This window comes from Halomonas sp. SSL-5 (assembly GCF_030708455.1).
GTDB lineage: Bacteria > Pseudomonadota > Gammaproteobacteria > Pseudomonadales > Halomonadaceae > Halomonas.
Genome location: NZ_JAUYWF010000009.1, coordinates 60898 through 75497, shown reverse-complemented (window position 1 = coordinate 75497; position 14600 = coordinate 60898). Strand labels below are relative to the sequence as shown.

The 14600-nt window shown below is 69.3% G+C and carries 14 protein-coding genes; 10 read left to right on the top strand and 4 right to left on the bottom strand.

The features are described from left to right. The first annotated feature begins 193 nt into the window (after window positions 1–193). Both accA and tilS read left to right on the top strand, forming a co-directional pair. The gene (gene accA / locus RAN53_RS11840) at window positions 194–1147 is read left to right on the top strand and encodes an acetyl-CoA carboxylase carboxyl transferase subunit alpha (RefSeq protein WP_305797021.1); all 954 of its coding nucleotides are present in this window, start codon (window positions 194–196) and stop codon (window positions 1145–1147) included. A gap of 9 nt (window positions 1148–1156) precedes the next feature. Next, complete coding sequence (gene tilS / locus RAN53_RS11835) at window positions 1157–2458, top strand: tRNA lysidine(34) synthetase TilS (RefSeq protein WP_305797020.1); 1302 nt, start codon at window positions 1157–1159, stop codon at window positions 2456–2458. A 2-nt stretch (window positions 2459–2460) separates the two neighbouring features. Here tilS and ppx read toward each other — a convergent pair whose 3' ends face one another. Continuing rightward, entirely contained in the window at window positions 2461–3987 is a 1527-nt protein-coding gene (ppx, locus tag RAN53_RS11830) for an exopolyphosphatase (protein WP_305797019.1), read from the bottom strand. Between the two features lie 447 nt (window positions 3988–4434). On the opposite strand from ppx, the gene rho reads away from it, so the two are divergent. The 8 genes from rho to RAN53_RS11790 all read left to right on the top strand — a co-directional run bounded on the left by rho (window position 4435) and on the right by RAN53_RS11790 (window position 11519). Next, on the top strand, window positions 4435–5694 hold the full coding sequence (gene rho / locus RAN53_RS11825; RefSeq protein WP_305797018.1) for a transcription termination factor Rho: 1260 nt from the start codon (window positions 4435–4437) through the stop codon (window positions 5692–5694). 292 nt (window positions 5695–5986) lie between these two features. Continuing rightward, window positions 5987–7489 (top strand): 4-hydroxy-3-polyprenylbenzoate decarboxylase, encoded by a 1503-nt coding sequence (ubiD, locus tag RAN53_RS11820; protein WP_305797017.1) that lies wholly within the window; start codon window positions 5987–5989, stop codon window positions 7487–7489. 18 nt (window positions 7490–7507) lie between these two features. Further along, a complete protein-coding gene (locus tag RAN53_RS11815; RefSeq protein ID WP_305797016.1) occupies window positions 7508–8287 on the top strand; it encodes an NAD(P)H-flavin reductase in 780 nt (259 codons plus the stop codon). Then, window positions 8284–8997: a dihydromonapterin reductase gene (folM, locus tag RAN53_RS11810; RefSeq protein ID WP_305797015.1), complete on the top strand. Its 714-nt coding sequence runs from the start codon at window positions 8284–8286 to the stop codon at window positions 8995–8997. Before RAN53_RS11815 ends, folM begins: the two co-directional genes overlap by 4 nt. 99 nt (window positions 8998–9096) lie before the next feature. Next, window positions 9097–9225: a hypothetical protein gene (locus tag RAN53_RS11805; RefSeq protein WP_305797014.1), complete on the top strand. Its 129-nt coding sequence runs from the start codon at window positions 9097–9099 to the stop codon at window positions 9223–9225. A gap of 73 nt (window positions 9226–9298) precedes the next feature. After that, window positions 9299–9427 (top strand): hypothetical protein, encoded by a 129-nt coding sequence (locus RAN53_RS11800; protein ID WP_305797013.1) that lies wholly within the window; start codon window positions 9299–9301, stop codon window positions 9425–9427. Window positions 9428–9725: 298 nt separating this feature from the next. After that, the gene (locus tag RAN53_RS11795; protein ID WP_305797012.1) at window positions 9726–10790 is read left to right on the top strand and encodes a 3-deoxy-7-phosphoheptulonate synthase; all 1065 of its coding nucleotides are present in this window, start codon (window positions 9726–9728) and stop codon (window positions 10788–10790) included. Between the two features lie 216 nt (window positions 10791–11006). After that, complete coding sequence (locus tag RAN53_RS11790; RefSeq protein WP_305797011.1) at window positions 11007–11519, top strand: DUF3087 family protein; 513 nt, start codon at window positions 11007–11009, stop codon at window positions 11517–11519. Between the two features lie 403 nt (window positions 11520–11922). Here RAN53_RS11790 and RAN53_RS11785 read toward each other — a convergent pair whose 3' ends face one another. From RAN53_RS11785 to RAN53_RS11775, 3 genes are read right to left on the bottom strand one after another with little or no spacing between them, the layout of a single operon-like run. After that, on the bottom strand, window positions 11923–13032 hold the full coding sequence (locus RAN53_RS11785; protein ID WP_305797010.1) for a type II secretion system protein GspL: 1110 nt from the start codon (window positions 13030–13032) through the stop codon (window positions 11923–11925). Then, window positions 13029–14012 carry a type II secretion system minor pseudopilin GspK gene (gene gspK / locus RAN53_RS11780; protein ID WP_305797009.1) on the bottom strand — a complete coding sequence of 328 codons (984 nt, stop codon included), beginning with the start codon at window positions 14010–14012 and terminating at the stop codon, window positions 13029–13031. The genes RAN53_RS11785 and gspK overlap by 4 nt, the downstream gene beginning before the upstream one ends. Then, entirely contained in the window at window positions 14009–14599 is a 591-nt protein-coding gene (locus RAN53_RS11775; protein ID WP_305797008.1) for a type II secretion system protein J, read from the bottom strand. The genes gspK and RAN53_RS11775 overlap by 4 nt, the downstream gene beginning before the upstream one ends. Window position 14600: the final 1 nt, after the last annotated feature.

Sequence of the window (14600 nt, the reverse complement as noted above, 5' to 3'; positions counted from 1 at the left end):
CCCTCCCTGGGCGCTACCTCGGCCATCCCTGGTCCTCGGACCTCCCTTCCGGGTTATCCCCGGCGCTTCTCGCCCCTCTTCCTGCCGCCTTGCGTGGCGCGTTGAGGGTGCGATAATGCCCCTCACTCTTTTTCATGCCGTCCTGGACCTCAGTGGGTCGGTCGGTGGCAGACGATGACAAGGCGGCTTGCTCATGAATCCCAACTATCTCGACTTCGAACAGCCCATCGCCGAGCTCCAGGCCAAGATCGAGGAGCTGCGCCTGGTCGGCAACGACAGCCAGGTCAACCTCAGCGACGAGATCGGCCGGCTCGAGGAGAAGAGCCGCAAGCTTACCGAGTCGATCTTCAAGGACCTGACCCCCTGGCAGGTCTCGCAGCTCTCCCGGCACCCCCAGCGTCCCTACACCCTCGACTACCTTGAGCATGTCTTCACTGACTTCGATGAGCTCCACGGCGATCGTCGTTTCGCCGATGATGCCGCCCTCGTCGGCGGCGTGGCGCGCCTCGATGACCGGCCGGTGATGGTGATCGGCCACCAGAAGGGGCGCGATGTCCACGAGAAGGTGCGGCGCAACTTCGGCATGCCGCGTCCCGAGGGCTACCGCAAGGCGTGCCGGCTGATGGAGATGGCCGAGCGCTTCGCCATGCCGGTACTCACCTTCATCGACACGCCGGGTGCCTATCCCGGCATCGATGCCGAAGAGCGCGGCCAGTCCGAGGCCATCGCCTACAACCTGGGCGTCATGTCGCGCCTGCGCACGCCGATCCTGGCCACCGTGGTGGGCGAGGGCGGCTCCGGTGGGGCGCTGGCCATCGGCGTCTGCGACGAACTGGCCATGCTGCAGTACTCCACCTATTCGGTGATCTCCCCCGAGGGCTGCGCCTCCATCCTGTGGAAGAGCGCCGAGAAGGCCTCCGACGCCGCCCAGGCCATGGGCATCACCGCCGAGCGCCTCAAGGAGCTGGGGCTGGTCGATACCCTGATTCCCGAGCCCCTGGGCGGGGCCCATCGCCAGCCGGTGCAGACCGCCGAGCGGGTCAAGGAGGCGTTGTTGGCCAGCCTCGACCGCCTCGATGCCATGGATACCGATGCCCTGCTGGAACGCCGTTACCAGCGGCTGATGAGCTACGGCGCACCGGTGTGACCTGACCCCATGGGGAGGCCCCTCCAAGCCATCATCGACGACGCCCTGGCGCAGACCCCGCCGGGGCGTTGCGTCTGGGTGGCCCTCTCCGGGGGGCTCGACTCCAGCCTGCTGCTGACCCTTGGCGCCGACGCCTGCCGGCGTCACCCCCGCCCGCTGCGTGCCCTCCACGTCCACCACGGCCTGCAGGCCGCCGCCGACGCCTTCGAGGCGCACTGCCAGGCGCTCTGCCAGCGCCTGGGGGTGCCGCTGTCCATCGAGCGCGTCAGCGTCGACACCTCCGACGGCCAGGGGCTGGAGGGCGCCGCCCGGGAGGCTCGCTACGCCGCCTTCGCCCGCCGGGTGGCCCCGGGCGAGACCCTGTGGCTGGCCCAGCACCGCGATGATCAGGCCGAGACCCTCCTGCTGGCCGCCCTGCGTGGGAGTGGTGTGCGCGGCCTGGCGGGCATGCCGGCGGCGCGTAACTGGCAGCGGCGCCGCCTGCAGCGACCGTTGCTGGGCGTCTCCCGGGCGGCACTCGAGGCCGAGGCGGCGCGCCGCGACCTCGCCTGGAGCGAGGACCCCAGCAACGCCGAGGCCGATCAGGACCGCAACTACCTGCGCCATGCGATCCTGCCGCGGCTCGGCGAGCGCTGGCCCCATGCCGCCGGATCGCTGGCGCGCAGCGCGGCGCTGTGTGCCGAGGCCGATGGCCTGCTGGCGGACCTGGCGGGGATCGACCTGGAGGGCCTCGGGGGGAATCCGGGGCGCCTGCCTCGTGACGCGCTGCTCTGCCTCTCGCTGCCACGCCGTCGGCTGCTGGTACGCCACTGCTGTGGGCGGCTGGGCCTGGCGCTGCCGCCGGCGCGTCGCCTGGAGAGCCTGCTCGCCCAGCTGGATTCACGGGAAGATGCCGAGACCCGGGTGGCCTGGCCCGGCGGCGAGGCGCGGGTGTGGCGGGGGCATCTCCACCTGCTGGCGCCGCTGCCGGCACTGCCGGTGGGGTGGCAGGTCGCCTGGGATGGGCGCTCGCCCCTCGCCACGCCCTGCGGCAGCTGTCGGGTCTCGCTTGCGGGACCGCCGGATGGGGAAGGGGACCTGCGGGCGATGGCGCGCCGCGGCGGCGAACGTCTGCGCCTGGCCGGGCGCGGCCGTCGCGACCTCAAGCGGCTGCTCCAGGAGCTGGGGGTGCCGCCCTGGATGCGCGGACGGCTGGTGGTGATCCGGGAGGAAGAGACGCCGGTGGCGCTGCTCGACCCCGTTGCCGGGCGGTGGCTGGCGCTCGCCGAGGGTTGGCGAGGGGAGGCCCAGGCGCCCGGGGACGTGGGGTAGGGTCAGCGCCCCAGCAGCAGGCCGAAGCCGGCGGCCTGTAGGTAGGCGGCCTCCTGCTCCAGGTCGTTGAGCAGCAGCGCCGGGTCATCCTCGTGGCCCAGGCCCAGCGTCAGTTCGTCGCCCCTGGCCGAGAGCCGCGGTGCCTCGGGGGGCTGCTCGGGACGCGAGTGGTTGAGGATCACCGCCAGGCGCAACAGGCGGGCCAGTCGGGCATGGGAGTCGCGATCGGAGGCAGGCAGTGCCTGCCACTCCTTGAGCGGAAACTTGCGGCGATGGGCGCGCACCAGGAAGGCCATCAGTCGCTGCTCGGGCCGCGAGAAGCCGGGCAGGTCGGAGTGTTCCAGCAGATAGGCGCCATGGCGGTGGAACTGGCTATGCGAGATGGCCAGGCCGATCTCGTGCAGGCGCGCCGCCCATTCGAGGAAGCGTGCCTGGACCTCGTTCAGCTCCCACTCGTCCCTGACCTGGTCGAACAGCGCCCGGGCCGTGGTGGCCACGTTGTCGGCCTGGCGGGCGTCCACCTGATAGCCGCGGCTGAGGTTGTCGAGAGTCTTGAGTCGGCTATCTTCGGCGCTGTTGCGCCCCACCAGGTCGTAGAGCACGCCTTCGCGCAGGGCGCCGTCCGAATAGCGCATGTGCTCGAGCTCGAAGGCCTCGAAGATGGCGCCGAGGATCGCCATGCCGGCGGGGAAGACCCGCGCGCGGTCGGGCTTGAGGCCCTCCATGGAGACCCTGTCCAGGCGCTTGGCCTTGATCAGCCGGCGCCGCAGCTCGACCAGCCCCGTGCGGGTGATCACCCCCTCCTGGGCGGTGCCGCTGGCCGCCATCACCGCGGCGGCGGCCTTGATGGTGCCGCTGGACCCCACCGGGTCACGCCAGCCCAGTTCCCGATAGGGGCGGCGGATATTGGCCAGCTCCGAGAGGGCGGCGAGCTCGGCCCTGCGCATGCGCTTCTCGCTGATCTCGCCGTCGGCGAAGAAGCGTTGCGTGAAGGTCACGCAGCCCATCCGCAGGCTCTCCAGGGCCAGCGGCTCGAAGCGCTCGCCGATGATGAACTCGGTGGAGCCGCCGCCGATGTCGACGATCAGCCGCCTGCCATCCTCGGCCAGGGCGTGGGCCGCGCCCAGGTAGATCAGGCGAGCCTCCTCGCGCCCGGCGATGATCTCGATGCGATGCCCCAGGTTGGCTTCGGCACGCTCGATCAGGGTCTCGCTGTTGGCGGCGTCGCGCAGGGCGTTGGTGCCGACGACCCGCAGGTGGTCCCGGGTGACGCCCTCGAGGAAGGGGGCGAAGCGCGCCAGGCACTCCAGGGCACGGGTCATGGTGGCCTCGTCGAGAACGCCCTCCTCGTCCAGGCCCGCGGCGAGCTGCACCTTCTCGCCCAGGCGTGCCACCACCTGCAGGCGGTCGTCCTGGTAGTTGGCGACCAGCAGGTGGAAGCTGTTGGAGCCCAGGTCGATGGCGGCCAGCCGGCGAGGATCGCTGGTGGCTTCCTGGGAGGCGGTGGCCGGGTCCTGTGGCGAGATCATGGGTCTTCCTTCGGTGGGTCTGGAAAAAAGGGTGCGGCCAAGCCGCGTCGCTGTCAATCGCCGCCGGCGGCAGGACTTGCGTTCATCGGCGGGCTTGTCTAGTATCGAAGCGTTCGCCTGTTCCGAATGCTTTCCGACCGAACCAGCGATCCCGTCTCGGTCATTTCCAAGTCGTCAGACAGCCCACTGCATCAGCCCGCGTTCCCGGCCTCGCGGCTCCGAACCGCTGATCAGGCGAAACGAACCTGCTTCCTCGCTTTCGATATCGGCCCGGTGGCCCGGCAATCCCCGCGCGGTCTCCCGCCCATGGCCATTCGATGCATCACGACCAGAGGTGGCCTGTCCGGGCTCTGAACGCATCCACAGGGCGTCTTCGTCTCGCCTCCTGTCGCTTTTCCTCACGGCGCATGCCGCCCGGCTTACCAAGAGCAACGTCTGAACACACCGATGAATCTTACCGAACTCAAGCAAAAGCCCGTGCCGGAACTGCTGGAGATGGCCCGCGAGATGGGCATCGACAACCTCGCACGTTCCCGCAAGCAGGACATCATCTTCGCCATCCTCAAGAAGCACGCCAAGAGCGGCGAGCCGATCTACGGCGATGGCGTCCTCGAGATCCTGCAGGACGGTTTCGGCTTCCTGCGCAGCGCCGACAGCTCCTACCTGGCCGGGCCCGACGATATCTATGTCTCGCCGTCGCAGATCCGCCGCTTCAACCTGCGCAAGGGCGACTCCATCTCCGGCAAGATCCGCCCGCCCAAGGAGGGGGAGCGCTATTTCGCCCTGCTCAAGGTCAGCGAGATCAATTTCGATCGGCCGGAGAACGCCAAGCACAAGATCCTGTTCGAGAACCTCACGCCGCTGTTTCCCGATGAGCGGCTGCGTATGGAGATCGGCAACGGCTCCACCGAGGACCTCACGGCGCGGATCATCGACCTGGTGGCGCCCATCGGCAAGGGCCAGCGCGGCCTGCTGGTCTCCCCGCCCAAGGCGGGCAAGACCTTGATGCTGCAGAACATCGCCACCTCGATCACCCGCAACGATCCGGATTGCCACCTGATCGTGCTGCTGATCGACGAGCGCCCGGAGGAGGTGACCGAGATGTCGCGCACGGTGCGTGGCGAGGTGGTGGCCTCGACCTTCGACGAGCCGCCGGCACGCCACGTGCAGGTCGCCGAGATGGTCATCGAGAAGGCCAAGCGCCTGGTCGAGCACAAGAAGGACGTGGTGATCCTGCTCGACTCCATCACCCGCCTGGCGCGCGCCTACAACACCGTGGTGCCGAGCTCCGGCAAGGTGCTCACCGGTGGCGTCGACGCCCACGCCCTGGAGAAGCCCAAGCGCTTCTTCGGTGCGGCGCGTAACATCGAAGAGGGCGGCAGCCTGACCATCATCGCCACGGCGCTGGTCGACACCGGCTCCAAGATGGATGAGGTGATCTTCGAGGAGTTCAAGGGCACCGGCAACATGGAGGCGCACCTGGACCGCAAGCTGGCCGAGCGTCGCGTCTACCCGGCGATCAATATCCGCCGTTCCGGCACCCGCCGCGAGGACCTGCTCGCCTCCGAGGACGAGATGCAGCGCATGTGGATCCTGCGCAAGCTGCTCAACCCCATGGAGGATACCGCGGCCACCGAGTTCCTGATCGACCGCCTCAAGGATACCAAGACCAACATCGAGTTCTTCGAGGCCATGAAGCGCCGCTGACCTCGATTGCCGGGACTGTTATGGCGCGGCTGACCCGGCGACAGGCCTGCGAGGGGGCGCTGTAAACCCTTCCCTGGGCGCAGATGCCCTGCTTCGCTCTCGCGTCCTGCTTCGCTTGCAGGACCGGTGCTGGCCCTCCATGGCCAGCCCGTTCGAAGCAATGCTTCTCACCCCTGGCATAGGACCCCCTCTTCGGCCTGTCCCCGGCGCCGCTCACCCTGGCAACTCCGCAGACGTATTCAAGGGGCATGCTATGCTGCCCCTTTCGTCATTCTGGAACCGGGACATCCGAATGAAGTACAAGGACCTGCGCGACTTCATCGCCGCCCTGGAGGAAAGGGGCGAGCTTCAGCGCATCACCGCCGAGGTCGACCCCTACCTCGAGATCACCGAGATCTGCGATCGCACCCTGCGGGCCGGCGGGCCGGCGCTGCTGTTCGAGAACGTCAAGGGCCACGCCATGCCGCTGCTCGGCAACCTCTTCGGCACGCCGAAGCGGGTGGCCCTGGGCATGGGCCAGGACTCGGTCGCCGCGCTGCGCGAGGTGGGCGAGCTGCTCGCCTTCCTCAAGGAGCCCGAACCGCCCAAGGGCTTCCGGGATGCCTGGAGCAAGCTGCCGATCTTCAAGCAGGTGATGAGCATGGGGCCGAAGACGGTGCGCTCGGCCCCGGTCCAGGCGCTGGCCTATGAGGGCGACGAGGTCGACCTCGATCGCCTGCCGATCCAGCACTGCTGGCCCGGCGATGCCGCGCCGCTGGTCACCTGGCCACTGGTGATCACCCGCGGGCCTCACAAGAAGCGCCAGAACCTGGGGATCTATCGCCAGCAGAAGCTCGGGAAGAATCGCCTGATCATGCGCTGGCTCTCCCACCGCGGTGGGGCGCTGGACTTCCAGGAGTTCCAGCAGGCCCACCCCGGCGAGCCCTTCCCGGTGGCGGTGGCGCTGGGTGCCGACCCGGCCACCATCCTCGGCGCGGTGACCCCGGTGCCGGACTCGCTCTCCGAGTACGCCTTCGCCGGTCTGCTGCGCGGCTCGCGCACCGAGCTGGTCAAGTGCGGCCACGCCGACCTCGAGGTGCCGGCGTCCGCCGAGATCATCCTGGAGGGCTTCATCTATCCGGATGACATGGCGCCGGAGGGCCCCTACGGCGACCATACCGGCTATTACAACGAGGTCGACCACTTCCCGGTGTTCACGGTGACGCGCATGACCATGCGCGAGAACGCCATCTACCACTCCACCTATACCGGTCGTCCGCCCGACGAGCCGGCGATCCTGGGCCTGGCGCTCAACGAGGTGTTCGTGCCGATCCTGCGTCGCCAGTTCCCCGAGATCGTCGACTTCTACCTGCCGCCGGAGGGCTGCTCCTACCGCATGGCGGTGGTGACCATGAAGAAGCAGTACCCCGGCCACGCCAAGCGGGTGATGATGGGGGTATGGAGCTTCCTGCGCCAGTTCATGTACACCAAGTTCGTGGTGGTGCTCGACGATGACGTCGACGCCCGCGACTGGAAGGACGTGATCTGGGCCATCACCACCCGCATGGACCCGGCCCGGGATACCGTGATGGTGGAGAACACCCCCATCGACTACCTGGACTTCGCCTCGCCGGTCTCCGGCCTGGGCTCCAAGATGGGCCTGGATGCCACCAGCAAGTGGCCCGGCGAGACCGACCGCGAGTGGGGCGTGCCCATCGTCATGGACGAGGCCGTCAAGGCCCGCGTCAGCGAGCGCTGGCACGAACTGGGCATCGAGCTTCCCGATACACGCCCCCCCGACAATACGACCCCCTGACAAGTGTACGAGGCACTCATGACGCCAAGGATCCTGACCTACCCGGTCACCGAGGTCGAGGACCTCAGCCCGGACGTCTTCCGCGTCCGGCTCGACGGCCGCGCCGAGGCGGCCGCCCACGACCCCGGCCAGTACCTGGAGCTCAAGCTCGACGAGGGACTCTGGGTACCGTTCTCCATCGCCAACGCCTGGCGCGGTGACGGCGAGATCGAACTGCATATCCAGCACTGGCCGGAGCGCGACAACTCCGCCCGGCTGCGCGAGATGGTCAAGGTGGCCAACCGCCTGACCCTGCGCCTGCCCGGCGGCGACTGTGTTCTCGATCCCGACAGCACGCGGCCACTGCTGCTGATCGCCGCCGGCACCGGCTTCGCCCAGATGAAGGCGCTGGTGGAGGGGGCGCTGGCCGCCGATCCCGGACGCGAGATCGCCCTGTGGTGGGCCGCGCGGGAGGAGCGCGACCTCTATCTGGAGCGCCTGGCTCGGGAGTGGGCCGAGGCCCATGCCGGCGTCACCTTCCATCCGGTGACCGAGGTGGCCCCGGCGCTGCCCTGGGCCGGTGAGCGGGTGGTGGGCCATCGCGGGCGAATCGACCAGGCCCTGGCCGCGGGGCTCGATGACGTCTCCGGCCATGACGTCTATCTCTCCGGCTCGCCGGGCATGGTCTACGCCTGCGTGGACGTGCTCGCCTCCCTGGGCCTTGCGCCCTCGCGGGTCTTCTCCGATGTCTTCGCCTATGCGCCGCGGGACCCCATCGTGCCCACCGCCGGCAGCCTGCGGCGCGAGGCCGGCGCATGAGTGCCTCGCCGATCCTGATCACCGGCGGCGCCCAGCGCCTGGGCCGCCACTGTGCCGAGCAGCTGGTCAATGACGGCCATCCGGTGATCATCAGCTACCGGCGTGAGCGGCCGGAGCTCGACGCGCTGCGCGAGCGTGGCATCGTCACCCTGCAGGCCGACTTCTCGACGGAGGCGGGTATCCTCGACTTCCTGGCGCGGCTCAAGGCCGAGACGCGCTCGCTGCGTGCCATCGTGCATAACGCCAGCGACTGGGCGCCGGACTCCACCGGGCCCGAGGCGGGGGCCACCTTCGAGCGGCTGTTCCGGATCCATATGCTGGCGCCCTACCTGATCAACCTGCACGCCCGCGAGCTGCTCGAGGCGTGCAGCGAGCCCCAGCGCGATATCGTGCACATGACCGACTACGTGGTGCAGAAGGGCTCCAGGAAGCACGCCGCCTACGCCGCCACCAAGGCGGGCCTGGACAATCTGACGCTGTCGTTCGCCGCGATGTACGCCCCCGAGATCCAGGTCAACGCCATCGCCCCGGCGTTGATCATGCTGGGTGAGGGCGACGACGAGGCCTATGCCGAGAAGGCCAGGGCCAAGTCGGCGATGCAGAAGGTCCCCGGCCCCGGGGTGATCTACCAGACGCTGCGTTATCTGCTCGACAACCGCTACGTCACCGGCGCCACCCTGCCGGTGGATGGTGGCCGACACCTGCGGTAGCGCTGCCGGCGACCTTCGGTGCCGTGCCGAGGCGCGCCAACTTCGCTAGAATGGGCCTACCCCAGACCCTTTACCCTGACGCAATCGAAGGAGTGACACATGGCGGGACACGACGAGAACTTCCGTGACAGCAGCGGCCTGCTTTCCATCATCATGGGCCTGATCGTGCTGGTGGCCATGAGCGCGCTGCCGGCCACCATCGGCTGGTATCAGCTGTTCGCCGGCTGAGCCGCTCGGCCTGGCGGGCCTTGCCAGCCATGCCGCGATGCGGCAGGATGATGCGAATGCTCAGGAGAACCCCATGATCGCAGCCGTCGCCCACCGCTTCCCTCATCACGCCGCCATCGGCCGTGGGGAGTTGTCGTGCGTGGCCGCGAATGGCTTCTGGTATGGCTATTTTATGACCGGTGTGCCGGCGGCCATGTCCTGAGCGCAAGACGCGACATCGCCGGAGGCACACCCACCAGGGCCGCCTCCACCAGAACCCCCGGACGGCAGCCCCGCCCGGGGGTTCTGCGTGTCAGGACACCCCACAACACAGCTGACATCGAGGAGAGAGACCATGACCGCATCCATCGCCATCCGCCGGACCCGAGGCCGTGTGGGCTATTACGGCTACTGGCGATTTAGCGAGCTGCGGTCGGTCCACTCCGCCACGTCCGACCGTAGCGAGATCGGTGGCACCCGACAGACACGATGTATGACCGCTACCCGGAGCCGATGACACCATGAACGCTACCCTTGCCGCCGTGAACCTGAACGAATCCCCGCGCCCCGCCGCCAACCCCGCGCGAGCGCTGCCTACCCCGGGGGAGCTGACCCGCGAGCTGCCGCTCTCCGCCGACCTGGCGTGCCGGGTCGATGCCCAGCGCCGCGCCGTCCACGATATCCTCGCCGGCCGCGATGACCGCCTGCTGGTGGTGGTGGGCCCCTGCTCCATCCACGACCCCCAGGCGGCGCTGGAGTATGCCCACCGGCTGGCGGAGCTGGCGCCGCGCATCTCGGACCGTCTGCTGCCGGTGATGCGGGTCTATGTGGAGAAGCCCCGCACCACCGTGGGCTGGAAGGGGCTGGCCTACGACCCCGACCTGGACGGCAGCGGCGACATGGCGCGTGGCCTCGAGATCTCGCGGCGGCTGATGCGCGACGTGGCCGCCCTGGGATTGCCGGTGGCCACCGAGCTGCTCCAGCCGATGCTGGCTCCCTATCTCGAGGACCTGCTCGCCTGGGTGGCGATCGGTGCCCGCACCACCGAGTCCCAGCTGCACCGCGAGCTGGCCAGCGGCCTCTCGGCGGCGGTGGGCTTCAAGAACGCGACCGGCGGCGATATCGGTGTGGCCCTGGATGCCATGCGTGCCGCGGCCCACCCTCACAGCCATTTCGGCATGGATGCCGAGGGCCGCCCGGTGATCCGCGATACCGCCGGCAATCCGCATACCCAGCTGGTGCTGCGCGGCGGTCACGGCGAGCCCAACTACCAGGCGCATCACGTCCAGGCGGCGCGTCGCGCCCTGGAGGAGGCCGGCCTCTCGCCGCGGTTGATGGTCGACTGCAGCCACGCCAACGCCCGCAAGGATCACCGCCGTCAGAGTGAGGTGCTGCTCGATGTACTGGCCCAGCGCGAGGCCGGCGAGACGGCCATCGCCGGCCTGATGCTGGAGAGCCATCTTCACGAGGGCAAGCAGGCGCTGGAGCCGGGGCGGCTGCGCCACGGGGTCTCGGTCACCGACGCCTGCATCGGCTGGGAGACCACCGAACACCTGCTGCTCTCCGCCGCCGAGCGATTGAGGTAATACGCGAGGCTGATCCGGCGACAGGCCTTCGAGGGGGCGCTGTGAACCCCTCCCTGGGCGCTACCGATGCCGTCCCTGGCATAGGACCCCCTCTCCGCCCTGTCCCCGGCGCCTCTCACGCTGGTGGTGGCGGCATGGTGGCATCTGGGTCTGTACCCAGCATGGTGTTGTCGGGATAATGCCGACGATTGCCGATTCGCCACCCAGGAGCCCGCCATGCCGTTCCAGTTCGAGGAGCACGATCCCGAGTCCTACCGCCGCAAGGGGCGCTTCATCAGTCTGGCCATGGCCGGCCAGTTGATCGTCTTCGGACTGGTGTTCGTCCAGCTCCTCCAGGCCGCCTTCGAGGGCGGCTTCTGGCTCAACGTGCTGGGCGTGGTGCTGGGGCTAGTGGCCACCAGCCTGGTCTTTGCCGTACTGCGCGAGCGCCCCTGGATGACCGAGGTGCGCTATGTATGGCAGCTCAAGCACCACCTCTCCCGGGTCAGCGGCTACCTGCCGGCGCTGCGCCGGGGCATGGCGGAGGACAACGCTACCGCCCTGGACCTGCTCGCCTTCTACCACCAGGGCATGGCCCAGCTCGCCGAGCTCAACGGCCGCACCCTGGACGACGATGCCGAGTTGCTCGCCGAGCGCGAGGTGGTGCGGGCGGCTCGCCGCGAGCGTGGCCTGCCCGAGCGGGTCGACGGCGTCGACCCCCACGACCTGGCGGCCTTCCGGAGGGGCTGAGGCCCCACCGTTAGGGGGCTGACGTGGATAAAGCGTGCCTCCACGTCCAGCGCCTCATCCCCTCGGGCCAGTGACCAGTCCAGCGCCCACCAGCCCTGGTCCTGGGCCCAGTCGGCGAAGGCCGTGAAGGCCTCCGGTGTCTCCAGGGTGCCGCTCAGCACCAGGTCGGCCCCTGACGTCTCGACCCGCACGTCATGGAGATTCAGTCGCGAGGCCGTCGACTCCCACGCCGCCTGGTCGATCCTGCCGGTCGTGCCGTCGAGCGACAGCGACGGCTGCCACGGAAGCTGCCTGGCGATCAGAAGGCCGCTCATGGCCAGGATCGCCAGTCCGCCTGCCAGCAGGCGATAGCGCTCTCCGGCAGGTCGCTGGCGCCATCCCGCCATGCATCGCCTCCACAGACTCATTGTCCCCCTCCCGTTGATGCCGATGCGTTGCCGAGTCGAGTCTCCAGGCGTAGCTGACCGGCCCCCCGCGAGACCTCACCCAGCCCCTCCAGGCGCTGCGCCAGTGCGACGCTGGCCTGCTCGTCTTCCATCGTCCAGGTCAGGCTCAGGCGCTGGCCCGCCACGCTGAAGCGCGCCAGGCGCAGCGGCGCCTCGTCCAGCACCGGCGACAGTCGTTCCATCAGGGCCGCCATGTCGGTGTTGCGCTGCGCCAGCCGGGTCGCCTGTGCGGCGTCGGACGCGGGGGAGGGCATGGCCGGCCAGGCACTCAGGCCGCCATGTGCCAGCAACAAGATGGTCAGCACCAGGGCCAGGCGCCAGGGCCTCTGGCGCGCGGTCCCCGCCCCCGGCATCTCGGGCAACCGGGCCGGGAGGTGGCGTCCGAAGAGGGCGAGCCGTTCATCGGGCGGGAGCGTAGCGGTGACGGACGTGCCCTCGGGGCCCAGCCAGTGACTATCACTCAGCCCGGGGGGGAGCAGGGACAGCCAGTCCCTGGGCCAGCTCAACCAGCGCTCGACCTCCGGGAACTCGGGGTCCCGGGCCTTGATCATCCAGCAGGTGCCGTCATCCAGGACGCAAACCTGCTCTGGCATGTCGGGTGTCGGCAGGCCCATGAATCCGCTTGCCCAGTAGCCTACCCCGAGGTTGCGGTCGTTCAGCCAGGCCTGCCACGCGGCCAACAGCTGCTGCTCTACCGCCACCAGCTCGAGCCTGTCCGGTCGCCTTTCCAGGGCGGCGAGGGTGAGTCGTGATACCGGGGTGGCGACCTGCTCCTCGATCAGCAGCGGCCACTCGCGTCGCTTTACCCCCCTGGGGTGAGCGGGAGAGAAGTGACTGACCGCATCGGGAGGCAGCAGCAGCACGGCGGAATGCTGGCGGCACAGGCCGGCCAGCCGTTCGTCGAGGTCGCCGCCCGTCAGGCATCCCGCTTCCAGCGGCGGCGCACCGGGTGGTGCGTCGGGGGCGACCAGTGCCCACCAGAGCGTCGCCTCCGCCGAGGCTTCGCGCTGGCTTGCCTGCAGCAGCACGCGAGGCGATGGGTGGCGTCGGGACAGTGACAGGGTCATGGAAATGTCTCCTGGATGACAGGGGGAGTGCCGCGTCTCAGGACCCTGACCCGGGCCGCTGCCACGGAGGGTGCCCAGTTGCTGACCCCTTCGGCTCGCAGCAGCCGGGTAAAGCGGAAGCGGTGACCGCGAACCTCGACCTCGATATGCAGCGTCAGGTAGTCGGGCGAGAGCGTGAGGCGGTTTCCCAGTTCATGCAGCCAGTCGACCTGCTGGCCGAGGCGGGTCTGCAGGTCGTCGAACCCGTTGAATCCGGTGGTCGGACGGGCCGCGATCAGGCGCGAGAGCGCATCGCGGGAAACTCGACCTTCGAGGAGGGCGTCGAGCAGGTGGAGCCGGTCGGGGGGCAGGGTATTCAGGTTGAGGCGCCAGGGGCCGGGGTCGGGAAGCGCACAAAGCGACGGGTGGCGCCGGACACGGGTCGGGTCCAGTGGGGCTATCCAGTTGATTTCGCTTATGTCGGCGAGGAGGGTGTTGGCCGAGGTGCGCGCCGGTTCGTGGCCGGCGTAGTCGATCCCGTCGAGGCTGCCCGGCCGTGGCTGGGCGTCGGTATCGATCCAGTCGGCCAGGCGTGCCACCAGTCGTGCCGCTGAATCCCCGTTGCCTTCCAGCATCAGCAGTCGGTGGAGCTGGCGCTCGGCCAGGGCCGTCCCCTCCTGGGCGAGGGCGTTGAGGTTGAAACAGGTGCGTCCATCCTCGAGACGCATCACTACCTTGCCACCCTCCGTGGGCAGGTGCCTGGGCTCCCCCCTGAGCCAGCGCCACCACTGCTCGGAATGCCGCGCCGCGGGGTCGGTCAGCATTCGCCGAGCCAGCAGTTCGGCACCGCCGGCATGCAGCCGCGCCTGGGTCTCGGCCTGCAGCCGGGCCAGCCGCTGGAGGTCGCGGCGCCCTTGCTCGACGAGGTCGGTCATCAGCGAGGCGACCAGCGCCAGGCACAGCAGGACCATGATCAGGGCCACGCCCCTTTGCCGTTTCATCGCGCCTCCAGGCTTGGTAGAGCCACCACCACGCCATGGCGTTGTCCCGCCTGCCACCAGTCGAGTCGGATCGCCGTGGCAAGGCCGGCTGCCGATGGGGCTCCCCGCCACTGCTGCCCGTCGTGGAAGGCGACCTCCAGCCGCTCGAGCCCCTCGAGGCGTGCCGATGAGCGCCATGCGGGCCGGCCTGCAGCATCGAGTTCGCCGCTGGACAGCAGGCGCAGCGCTCCGCTATCCGGCTCCCACTCGAGGCGCTGGCGGCGCAGGCGGGTGTAGTGGTCCCCCCGGGCCAGCGGCCAGCCGCTGGCGGCGACCCATTCGAGTCGTCGCCCATCGGCCAGGATGTCCAGGGGACGGTTCAGGCGTGGCTGACCACCCTCGTGGAGGGGGCGCACCACCAGGCTCTCCAGTCGACGCTCCAGCCGCTGGGCGAAGTCCAGGTGCTGCTGCATGGACGGCGAGCCGGCCAGGTGTTCACGAGTATCGACCATGGCGCTGACCAGGCTGGCTACGCTGATGCCGATCAGCGCCGTCAGCCCCAGGGCTACCAGCACCTCGAGCAGGGTGAAGCCGCGTTCGCGCGTCAAG

Coding starts and splice junctions, on each gene's coding strand:
- gspK (WP_305797009.1), bottom strand. CDS start 14,012: ATGAAACGGCAAAGGGGCGTGGCCCTGATCATGGTCCTGCTGTGCCTG.
- accA (WP_305797021.1), top strand. CDS start 194: ATGAATCCCAACTATCTCGACTTCGAACAGCCCATCGCCGAGCTCCAG.
- RAN53_RS11785 (WP_305797010.1), bottom strand. CDS start 13,032: ATGACCCTGTCACTGTCCCGACGCCACCCATCGCCTCGCGTGCTGCTG.
- RAN53_RS11790 (WP_305797011.1), top strand. CDS start 11,007: ATGCCGTTCCAGTTCGAGGAGCACGATCCCGAGTCCTACCGCCGCAAG.
- rho (WP_305797018.1), top strand. CDS start 4,435: ATGAATCTTACCGAACTCAAGCAAAAGCCCGTGCCGGAACTGCTGGAG.
- RAN53_RS11800 (WP_305797013.1), top strand. CDS start 9,299: ATGATCGCAGCCGTCGCCCACCGCTTCCCTCATCACGCCGCCATCGGC.
- tilS (WP_305797020.1), top strand. CDS start 1,157: ATGGGGAGGCCCCTCCAAGCCATCATCGACGACGCCCTGGCGCAGACC.
- ubiD (WP_305797017.1), top strand. CDS start 5,987: ATGAAGTACAAGGACCTGCGCGACTTCATCGCCGCCCTGGAGGAAAGG.
- RAN53_RS11815 (WP_305797016.1), top strand. CDS start 7,508: ATGACGCCAAGGATCCTGACCTACCCGGTCACCGAGGTCGAGGACCTC.
- RAN53_RS11805 (WP_305797014.1), top strand. CDS start 9,097: ATGGCGGGACACGACGAGAACTTCCGTGACAGCAGCGGCCTGCTTTCC.
- ppx (WP_305797019.1), bottom strand. CDS start 3,987: ATGATCTCGCCACAGGACCCGGCCACCGCCTCCCAGGAAGCCACCAGC.
- folM (WP_305797015.1), top strand. CDS start 8,284: ATGAGTGCCTCGCCGATCCTGATCACCGGCGGCGCCCAGCGCCTGGGC.
- RAN53_RS11795 (WP_305797012.1), top strand. CDS start 9,726: ATGAACGCTACCCTTGCCGCCGTGAACCTGAACGAATCCCCGCGCCCC.